Origin of the sequence: Bacillus sp. TL12 (assembly GCF_022625245.1) — a bacterium.
Lineage (GTDB): Bacteria > Bacillota > Bacilli > Bacillales > Bacillaceae_G > Bacillus_A.
The window spans coordinates 1-845 of the sequence record NZ_JAJJBY010000171.1 but is presented as its reverse complement, the minus strand read 5'-3'; the positions used below and the strand labels follow the sequence as shown (position 1 = coordinate 845).

Genomic DNA, 845 nt, shown 5'->3' with positions numbered 1-845 from the left:
TCCTAATCCACTAAAAGGGAAACGTGTCCATTTTAACAGTGTGGAGGAAGAGAGAGACTACTACAAGGCACAGGTTGCATATTTAAAAAAGCGTTATCCAAATCTGTAAATGGAGGTGCACTGAGGCACAAGGAGCGATATCGTATCATTGAATCGTTAAAAATGAAATATCCGATCACTTGGCTTACTAAATTCGCAGGTGTACATCGCGCGGGTTATTATAAATGGATCCGTGCGAAAACAGCTAAAAATGTACGATCAGAAGCAGATCAACAATTAAAAAAAGTGATACAATCTATCCACCTGAAGTACAAACAATACGGCTATCCACGTATGAAAATAGCTTTACAGGAGGAAGGTTTCTTTGTAAATCATAAAAAGGTTTATCGATTAATGAGTGAGCTCAACATTCAATCTATTATTCGTAAGAAGCGACGCTTCTTTAGAGGGAATTATTCGAATACTTTTCCGAATGTTTTAAACCGTGAATTTAAAAATCGAAAACAAAATGAAGCGCTCGTTACAGATATTACGTATTTACGAATCCAAGATGGATTTCGCTATCTCTCTGTCGTGCAAGACATTTATAATAATGAAATTGTTTCTTGGAAAATCTCTAAACGCAATGACAATGAACTCGTATTAGATACGCTTGAAAATTTGGTGCAAAAAAGAGATGTGCGTGGAACCATTCTCCATTCAGATCAAGGGTTCCAGTACACATCTCATGTCTACAACAAACGACTTTCAGATTTGGGTATCATCGGCAGCCACTCTCGCAAAGGAAACTGCCATGATAATGCCTGCATCGAGTCATTTTTCTCCCATTTTAAATCGGAGATGTT

General features: G+C 37.5%; 1 protein-coding gene. It reads left to right on the top strand.

Translation table 11 applies throughout. The features are described from left to right. Positions 1–78: 78 nt before the first annotated feature. Positions 79–845, top strand: a 767-nt coding sequence (locus LOK41_RS28310; RefSeq protein WP_347269387.1) for an IS3 family transposase, incomplete at its 3' end; no start/stop codon positions are given.